The following is a 7,123-nucleotide window of genomic DNA, read 5'->3' on the forward strand; positions in this document are numbered from 1 at the left end:
GTCCGCAGCCGGCGGTCGTCGCCGCGCGGACGGCACCCGCGGCGCGGACGGTGTCCGGCAGGGCCGCGACCGCGGGCGCGGTGAGCCCGACGAGCGCGAGGACGGCGACGGCGGCCGCCAGCAGGGTCCCGCGGAGGCGGGTCGGGGTGGGGTGGCGCACGGTCGGCTCCTCCGGCTCGTCTGGTCCGCCCCCGCGTGGTCAGGACGCGTGCCGACGGTCGCCGACACGTGCGGGTGACGATCTACACCGATGAAGGTACGGAGCGGCGCACTGGCCCACACGACTGCGAAACGGTTCAGCGGGAGCGGGCTACGGGGGCATGAGGTCTGGCGACGGCCCCGTCCTAGAGTCGGGGCCCATGAGCACACTCCTGGACGGGCCGATGGACGCCGGGTGGATGGACCGAGCACGACCGCTCGACGAGATCCTCGTCGACGCCGCCCTGTGCATCTCGGACAGCGTCTACCACGGCCCCGTCAACGGCTTCAGCCGCGAGGAGTGGGGGAGCCTGCGCGAGCCGGTCGAGCCGCCGGACCTGCCGTGCCGCGTGCCGGGAGTGGTCGTGACGGACGACGCGCGCGGTCGCGAGGACGCGCTCGCCGCGTACTACGAGCGACTCGTCGACGTCGCCCGCCGCTGCGGCGCGTCCGTCGCCCTGGCTCGGCCGTTCCCCTACTTCCGCGTGACGCCTGTGGTGGTCGCGGCCGGCGAGCAGGTCGTTTCCTTCGACTGGACCGACGACGTCGCCGAGACGTCGCACATCCTGCGCGCCCTGGCCGGCGGGGGCGACGACGGTGTCGTCTGGGACGACGTCGACGAGGGGTGGTTCATCTACGTCGTCGTCCAGGACGGCGTCCTGTTCATCGGCCAGTTCGACCCCGACCGCCCGCGCGAGGAGCTGGTGCTCCGCGCCGACGCGCGCGTGGTCGCGGAGCAAGCCGCTGCGGCCCTCGACAGGCTGACGAGGCTGCACGCGCACCTCGTCGAGTCGCTCGGGCACGACTACTGGACGTCTCGCCACTGACAGGCGTCGAGGAGGCGCGTCCACCGGGGCCGCTCGCCCTCGGCGAACGCGGGTATCGCTGCGGCGGTCGGGCGCGCTGGACTACGGCATGGACGACGACGTGCTGGACGCCTACTCGCGGACCGTCTCGGGCGTCGCGGAGCGCGTGCTCCCGAGCGTCGCGAGCCTCACGGTCGTGACGCCCCGCGGCACGGGTGCGGGCTCGGCGAGCGTCATCACGCGCGACCGGCACCTGCTGACGAGCGCGCACGTCGTCGCGGGAGCCCGCCGGGTCGAGGCGGCGTTCCTCGACGGCACGACGGTCGACGCGGACGTCGTCGGCCGCGACCCGCTGTCCGACCTCGCGGTGCTGCGCGCCCACGACGACCTGCCCGACCCCGTCGAGCTCGGCGACGCCGCACGGCTGCGCGTCGGTCAGCTCGTCATCGCGCTCGGCAACCCGCTCGGCCTGGCGGGCAGCGTCACGGCGGGCATCGTCTCGGCGCTCGGGCGGTCCCTGCCGACCGCGTCGGGGCGCGTCGTCGACGAGGTCGTGCAGACCGACGCCGCGCTCAACCCGGGCAACAGCGGGGGAGTGCTCGCCGACGGCGCCGGTCGGATGGTCGGGGTCAACACCGCGCTCGCGGGCATCGGCGTCGGGCTGGCCGTGCCGGTCAACACGACGACCCGGCAGATCGTCGACGCGCTCATGACGCGCGGACGGGTGCGGCGCGCGTGGCTCGGCATCGCGGGGATCCAGGTCGCGCTGGCACCCGAGCTGGCTGCGCGCATGGGCTCGCGCACGGGGCTGCAGGTGGCCGACGTGTCCCCGGGCAGCCCCGCGCAGGAGGCCGGGCTGCGGCGCGGGGACGTCGTCGTCGAGCTCGACGGCAACCGGGTGGTGACCGCGACGGCCGTGCAGCGGCTCATGGTCGAGGACGCGATCGACCGGCGCATCGAGGTCACCGTGTGGCGCAACGGCGCCCTGGTCGACGTTCTCGCGTACCCGCGCGAGCTCGCGACGCCGTGACCGCTGACACGGGCACCGACCTGCTGGGCGCTCGTCACGCGCCCGGCCGTCGCTGAGGACGGCTACCTCGGCGAGGTCGTCGGGCGCCCGTTCCCCGAGGTGATGCCGCGATGGGACGACGCGGACGGAACCGCGCGCACCTGCGGGTCACCGCGGCGACTGGTCAGACGGTGACGGAGAGGTCCTGCAGCCAGGCCTGCCAGCGCGGCTCCTCGCGTCGCAGGTAGTCGGCGGCGTCGGGGGAGAACAGGAACGCGCGCACGCCGGCCGTGGCCTTCCCGTCGCCCTCGCCGTACGCGTAGACGTTGAGCACGCCCGGCACGGGTGCGGTCAGCCGCACCAGCGCCTGCTTCTCGCCGACCCGCTCGACGACGCCGGTGGAGCCGCGCACGTCGATCGTCTCGCCCTCCGCGCCGAGCCCGAGCCCGTCGCGCAGGGCGGTCCAGACCGCGGGCACGTCGCCGGCGTGCGACGCGGTGACGTCGAGGTGCGTCGCCTGCTGGCCGGGGAAGTGCGCGAGGTACGTGCGCAGGTTGTCGAAGAACGGCCGCCACTCGGCACCGAGGTCGTCCCACCACTCCGACTCCCAGTCGGCGCCGATGCCGAACCCGCTGCTCGTGACGTGCACGACGCACGTGCCGCCGGACCGCGCCTCGACGACGAACTCGGAGGTGAGCGGGCTCAGTGCGTCGGGGTCCTTGCCCATGAGGCGCGCCCAGTCCTCCTCGTAGACGAGGCGGTGCGGCGGGTCCCAGCGCACGACCTGGCCGACCGAGTCCATCTCGGGGCCCATGACGAAGCGCAGCGCGCCGCCCTCGCGCTCCTCGAGCTCGGTCTGCGTGAACCAGCCGCTCATGCCCGTCGCGGTGGCGATGGCCTGCCACACCTGCTCGGGCGTGCCGGGGACCTCGACGCTGAACTCCAGGCGGTACGGGACGTCCGGCGTGGTGGTGGTGGTGGTCATGAGCTCGTCTCCTCGGTGAGGGGGTGGGGGTCGGGCAGGGGGTGGGCCGCGACGACGAGCCGGTGCGGGCGCCCGTCGTCGTGGTGGTAGCGCGCGGCCAGCTCGAGCACCGCGGCGGTGAGGTCGTCGGCGAAGGCCGCGCGGTCGGCGGCCGACCGGAAGCCGATCGTGGTGTCGATCGTGAGCGTGGGAAGTCGTCGGTTGGACGTGCCGGCGCGGCGTGCGAGCGTGCCGACCTCGCGGACCAGCCGCCCGGCCAGCGCGACGAGGTAGGCGGCCGAGAGGTGGTCGGCCTTCTTGTCGGGGTCGGCCGCGGACACGGTCACGGCGGCGGGGGAGACGACGTACGCGGCCGCCGACGCCTGGAGCACGCGCTCGGTGATGCCGCCGTGCCGGCGCTCCTCGGCGAGCTCGACCAGCCCGTGCGCCTCGAGCGCCTTGAGGTGGTAGTTGACCTTCTGGCGCGTGATGCCGACGCGGGCGGCGAGCCCGGCGGCGGAGGCCGGGACGGCCAGCTCGGCGAGCAGCCGTGCCCGGACCGGGTCCAGCGCGGCGGCCGCAGCCTCCGCGTCCTCGATGACCTCGACGTCCTGCATGGCTCCACCGTGGCGCTTGACAACAAATCTTGTCAAGAGGCCCGCGCAGTCCTACGTTCGGCGCATGGGAAAGCTCATCTACTCGATGTTCACGTCGCTCGACGGGTACGCCGCCGACGCCGACGGCAGCAGCGACTGGGGCGGCGCGCTCGACCCCGTGCTGCACGACTTCGTGTCCGACCAGTCGCGGTCCGTCGGCACCTACCTCTACGGCCGCCGCATGTACGAGACGATGTCGTTCTGGGAGACCGCGCTCGACACCCCCGACCCGCCGGACTTCGTCCGGCACTACGCCGAGGTCTGGCAGGCCGCCGACAAGGTCGTCTACTCGACGACGCTCGACGCCCCCACGACCCGGCGGACCACGGTCGAGCGCACCTTCGACCCCGTCGCGGTGCGGGCCGAGGTCGACGCGCTCCACCACGACGTCACCATCGACGGCCCGACGCTCGCCGCGCAGGCGCTGCGCGCGGGGATCGTCGACGAGGTCCAGCCGTACGTCGCGCCCGTGTCCGTCGGCGGCGGGCTGCGCTTCTGGCCCGACGGCGTGCGACTTGACCTCGACCTCGTCGAGCAGCGGGCCTTCGGCAACGGCACCGTCTGGTCCCGGTACGCCGTGCGCCGCGGCTGACCCGTCCCCGCCGCGGCGCGCAGGGCGGCGCCGATGTGACTACCGTCACACTCATGACGCGTCCACGGCGGACGACGACGTCCGCGCTCCTGGCGGTGATCGCCGCGCTCGTCCTCGTCGGCTCGGTCGCGACGACCGCGTCCGCGGGGCCACGGCACCGCGTCGTCTACGACGCGCTCGGCGACTCCTACGCCTCCGGCTACGGGGTCCCGCCCTACACCGCGTGCGGACGGTCGCAGTCCGCCTACCCGGTGCAGCTCGACGGGCGACACCGCGTGCAGCTCGACGACTTCGTCGCCTGCGCGGGCGCCACGACCGTCTCGCTCGTCGCGGGCGGACAGCTCACCGCGCTCGACGCCGACACCGACCTCGTGACCCTGAGCATCGGCGGCAACGACGTCGGCTGGTCGACCGCGGTCGTCGCGTGCCTCGGCGGCACCGACGCGCAGTGCGCGGGCGCGACGGCCCTCGTCGACGCGCGCATCCGGGGCGAGCTCCCCGCCCTCCTCGACACCGTCTACGCGCAGGTCGCGGCCGCCGCGCCCGACGCCCGCGTCGTCGTCACCGGGTACCCGCGGCTCTTCTCGGCCGAGCACGGGGCCTACCTCGCGGCCTCGGTGGCCGAGCTCACCGCGCTCAACACCGCGGCGGACACCCTCGCCGCCGTGAACTCGGCCGCGGCCGACCGCGCCGGGTTCCAGTACGTCGACGTCCGCAAGCGGTTCACGGACCACGGTGCGAACGCACCGGACCCGTGGATCCTCGGACCCACCGACCCCGCGGCGTTCCACCCGACGGCCGACGGGTACGAGGCCTACACCGCCGCGGTGAACTCGGCGCTGGGACGGGTCCGACTCTGCTGAGCCGCGCGACGCGCCTCCACGGCGGTGGACCTTCGCCCTCTGCCGCGCTCGGACGCGCTCAGTCGCTCGGGCCGCCTTTCGCGGCAGCGAGACGACAAGGGCTCAGTGCCGGGGGCCGTCGAGCAGGTCGTCGAGCGAGACCTGGCGCAGCAGCCGGTGCTCCCCGACCACGTGCAGCTCGCCACCACGCGCCGTCAGCCTCCTGCGCCGGAGCTCCCGCCCGTCCGGCATGACGAGACGGCCCAGCGGCTCGCCGACCTCGATCCCGTCGTGGCACAGCCGGAACGGCGTCACGACGTCGAAGTCGGCGCCGTAGCCACCGACGAACGCGCCGCGATCGCCGTCGACCAGGACGGCCGCCGCGCCCGTCACGCCCGTCGCGCCGAGATCCGTCGCCGCGTCGCCCTCGGCGCGCACCAGGTGGAACTCCGTATACGCGTAGCACACGGCGGCCTCCCCGCTCACGTTCAGCGCATACACGTCGAACAGGCCCGGCAGGCCGCGCTCCGAACCCGGGTACGACCAGCGGATGTGCAGGTCCTCGTCGAAGCGGACGAGCCTGCGTGTGCTGATGTCGTCGGAGGCCTCGTCGAAGTACGCGATCCACACTGCCCCGGCGGGTGTCGTGAGGACGTGCTCGATCGCGTCACCGACGAAGCCGGCGGTCACGAGCCGCCCGTCCGTGTCCCACACCTGCGCGTTGGTCTCGCGTCTACGGGCACGCGCCGCGACCAGCAGGACCCTGCCGCCGGGGAGCGGTTGCACGAACGTCGCGTCCACCGCGCCGTCGAGCACGACGGGAGGTGCGGCCGCGTCGGTCCGGTCCAGCAGGAGGCGGTCCCCGCGCTCGCGGTCGCGGACGAGTGACAGCACCCGCCCGTCCGGTCCGACGCCGACCGCCACCGGGTCGTACACCCACCGCCCCATGTCCGGCCAGCCCTCCGGCTGCAGCCAGCGGCGTGCGTCCCGACGCAGCGGGATCATCGGCAGCGACAGCAGTGAGCGGCGGCGTGCCAGGTCAGCGCTGTCGCGCTCGTCCCACGAGGTCACGGCCGCATGATGCCAGGCCCGGTCGACCGACCGGTGGCGCCCCGGGTGGAACGGTCAGCGCAGGTCCGTGGCCGCGGCGCGCAGGACGCCGTCGACCACCGACGCGTCGTCCGGGCCGAGGTCGGGCGTGTACCGCCACTGCGTGTGCGTCCAGGCGTCCGCGAGGTGGTCGTCGGGCTCGACGGGCAGGCGCACGGACTCGCGGAACAGCGTCGTGACGAGCGGGCTGCCCTCGTGGACCGGGCTCTGCGCGCCCGTGAGCAGCACCTGGACGCCCGCCGACGGTCCCTCGTCGACGAGGTAGCGCAGGCGGCCCACGGCCGCGTCGTCGAACGCGGTCGGGAAGTCGTGCACGACCAGGAGACGGTGCGCGTCGTCCCCGCCGAGCGCGTCCAGCGCGCCCGCGGACCGTGCCATCTGCACGAGGTCGACGCGGCGGACCAGCGCGTCGAGGACCGCGCCCGCGGCCGTGACGGACGTCGCCGCGGGTGTCGACATGGCCCGGCTGCCCGGCTGGGCGAGCGCGGTGAGCGACGGCGCGAGCCCGCCCGTGAGGTCGACGACGAGCACGTCGAGACCGCCGACCGGGTAGGCCGCGAGCAGCCGTGCGACCAGCGCGCGGACCGCGCGGACGGCCGCGGCGTCGGTCCCGCTCGCGGTGTCGACCCACAACGGCTGCGCGAGCGGCAGCCCGAGCAGCATCGGGAAGCGCAGCGACGGCGCCTCCTCGACGTGCAGGTCGCCGACGCGCACGCCGGGTGACGGCGCGGCCGATGGGCGCCAGCCACGCCAGGCGGTGGCGTCCCACGGTGCCATCGCGGCCGGGAGACGACGCTCGTGGTCCGCGAGCTCGGCGGCGAGCTGGTGCAGGTCCGCGTCGTGCCGCTCGCGGGCGCGCGCGACGAGGTCGGCGTGCTCGCGCTCGGCCGCGGCGGCGGCGCTCTGCTGCCCCGGGCCGCCCCGGGTGCGGGGGTCGGCGACCAGG

7 protein-coding genes and 1 pseudogene are annotated in these 7,123 nt (G+C 74.8%); 4 read left to right on the forward strand and 4 right to left on the reverse strand.

Going from position 1 to position 7,123, the window contains the following annotated elements; genetic code table 11:
- Window positions 1–359: 359 nt before the first annotated feature.
- Entirely contained in the window at window positions 360–1,025 is a 666-nt protein-coding gene (locus tag CTKZ_RS10790; RefSeq protein ID WP_124342953.1) for a hypothetical protein, read from the forward strand.
- Between the two features lie 88 nt (window positions 1,026–1,113).
- Window positions 1,114–2,034 (forward strand): S1C family serine protease, encoded by a 921-nt coding sequence (locus CTKZ_RS10795; protein WP_124342954.1) that lies wholly within the window; start codon window positions 1,114–1,116, stop codon window positions 2,032–2,034.
- Window positions 2,035–2,197: 163 nt separating this feature from the next.
- Here CTKZ_RS10795 and CTKZ_RS10800 read toward each other — a convergent pair whose 3' ends face one another.
- Window positions 2,198–2,998 (reverse strand): SRPBCC family protein, encoded by an 801-nt coding sequence (locus tag CTKZ_RS10800; RefSeq protein ID WP_124342955.1) that lies wholly within the window; start codon window positions 2,996–2,998, stop codon window positions 2,198–2,200.
- Window positions 2,995–3,594 (reverse strand): ArsR/SmtB family transcription factor, encoded by a 600-nt coding sequence (locus CTKZ_RS10805; RefSeq protein WP_124342956.1) that lies wholly within the window; start codon window positions 3,592–3,594, stop codon window positions 2,995–2,997. Before CTKZ_RS10805 ends, CTKZ_RS10800 begins: the two co-directional genes overlap by 4 nt.
- 64 nt (window positions 3,595–3,658) lie before the next feature.
- On the opposite strand from CTKZ_RS10805, the gene CTKZ_RS10810 reads away from it, so the two are divergent.
- Both CTKZ_RS10810 and CTKZ_RS10815 read left to right on the forward strand, forming a co-directional pair.
- Window positions 3,659–4,225 (forward strand): dihydrofolate reductase family protein, encoded by a 567-nt coding sequence (locus tag CTKZ_RS10810; protein ID WP_124342957.1) that lies wholly within the window; start codon window positions 3,659–3,661, stop codon window positions 4,223–4,225.
- 53 nt (window positions 4,226–4,278) lie between these two features.
- On the forward strand, window positions 4,279–5,088 hold the full coding sequence (locus CTKZ_RS10815; RefSeq protein WP_124342958.1) for an SGNH/GDSL hydrolase family protein: 810 nt from the start codon (window positions 4,279–4,281) through the stop codon (window positions 5,086–5,088).
- Between the two features lie 102 nt (window positions 5,089–5,190).
- Here CTKZ_RS10815 and CTKZ_RS10820 read toward each other — a convergent pair whose 3' ends face one another.
- Both CTKZ_RS10820 and CTKZ_RS10825 read right to left on the reverse strand, forming a co-directional pair.
- Window positions 5,191–6,138 carry a hypothetical protein gene (locus CTKZ_RS10820; RefSeq protein ID WP_124342959.1) on the reverse strand — a complete coding sequence of 316 codons (948 nt, stop codon included), beginning with the start codon at window positions 6,136–6,138 and terminating at the stop codon, window positions 5,191–5,193.
- A 54-nt stretch (window positions 6,139–6,192) separates the two neighbouring features.
- Window positions 6,193–7,123: pseudogene (locus tag CTKZ_RS10825) on the reverse strand (TerD family protein); the annotation flags it as partial.

Origin of the sequence: Cellulomonas algicola (assembly GCF_003851725.1) — a bacterium.
Taxonomy (GTDB): Bacteria; Actinomycetota; Actinomycetes; order Actinomycetales; family Cellulomonadaceae; genus Cellulomonas; species Cellulomonas algicola.

Coding starts and splice junctions, on each gene's coding strand:
- CTKZ_RS10800 (WP_124342955.1), bottom strand. CDS start 2,998: ATGACCACCACCACCACCACGCCGGACGTCCCGTACCGCCTGGAGTTC.
- CTKZ_RS10805 (WP_124342956.1), bottom strand. CDS start 3,594: ATGCAGGACGTCGAGGTCATCGAGGACGCGGAGGCTGCGGCCGCCGCG.
- CTKZ_RS10815 (WP_124342958.1), top strand. CDS start 4,279: ATGACGCGTCCACGGCGGACGACGACGTCCGCGCTCCTGGCGGTGATC.
- CTKZ_RS10795 (WP_124342954.1), top strand. CDS start 1,114: ATGGACGACGACGTGCTGGACGCCTACTCGCGGACCGTCTCGGGCGTC.
- CTKZ_RS10810 (WP_124342957.1), top strand. CDS start 3,659: ATGGGAAAGCTCATCTACTCGATGTTCACGTCGCTCGACGGGTACGCC.
- CTKZ_RS10790 (WP_124342953.1), top strand. CDS start 360: ATGAGCACACTCCTGGACGGGCCGATGGACGCCGGGTGGATGGACCGA.